Here is a 1,088-nt window from a genome sequence, read left to right on the forward strand (position 1 = left end):
GACCGCTACGAGGCACCGCAGGGCGAGGTCGAGCAGGTGCTCGCGACGCTGTGGTCCGAGCTGCTGGGCGTGCCGCGGGTCGGCCGCCATGACAACTTCTTCGACCTGGGCGGCGATTCGATCCTGAGCCTGCAGATCGTCGCGCGGCTGCGCGCACGGGGCTGGACGCTGACGCCGCGCCAGGTGTTCGAGCGGCAGACGCCGGCGCTGCTGGCGCCGCTCGCGCAGGCCGAGACTTTGCGCGCGGCGCGTACGGCGAAGGAACCCGTGGGCGAGGTACCGCTGCTGCCGATCCAGCATGAGTTCTTCGCGCTGCCGATGAAAAACCGCCACCACTGGAACCAGTCGCTGCTGCTGCACAGCCGCGAGCCGCTGCAGCCCGGCGCGCTCGCGCAGGCCCTCGCGGCGCTGGTGCGGCATCACGACAGCCTGCGGCTGCGTTTCACGCAGGATGCGGCGGGCGCGTGGCACCAGGGCTATGCGGCGCTCGACGAGAGCCTGCAGCGCGAGTTGCTGTGGATGCGGCGGGCGGCAGACGCGCAGCAGATCGAGGCCTTGTGCGACGAGGTGCAGCGCAGCCTCGACATCTCGCGCGGCCCGTTGCTGCGCGGCCTCGCGATCGAGGTAGCCGACGGCAGTTGGCGGCTGATGCTGGCGGTGCATCACCTGGTGGTGGATGGGGTGTCGTGGCGCATCCTGCTCGAAGACCTGCAGCGGGCGTATGCGCAGTGCGTGGCGGGTCAGGCCGTGGAGTTGCCGCCGAAGACCAGCAGCTACCAGGCGTGGAGCGAGGCCCTCGCAGCCCGGATGCCAATCCGGGACGCGGCGTTCGATGAAGACCCCGGATTGGCATTCGGGCTGCCGATCGCGCGGCCCGACGGCAGCAACCTCGCCGGACAGCAGGTCACGACCGAACTGCGCCTCGATGCCTCGCAGACCGAGGCCTTGTTGAAGCACGCCCCCGCGGCGTACCGCACCCAGGTCAACGACCTGCTGCTGACGGCGTTGGGCCGTGCGCTGTGCGGCTGGAGCGGCCGCGCGCGCATCCGCATCGACCTCGAAGGCCATGGCCGCGAGGACATCTCCGA

At 70.9% G+C, this 1,088-nt stretch carries 1 protein-coding gene; it reads left to right on the plus strand.

The features are described 5' to 3' along the window. Positions 1 to 1,088: condensation domain-containing protein (locus tag AC1D15_RS33735; protein WP_477829492.1), on the plus strand; the 1,088-nt coding region annotated here is incomplete at both ends.

This window comes from Rhizobacter sp. P2_H2 (assembly GCF_056403375.1).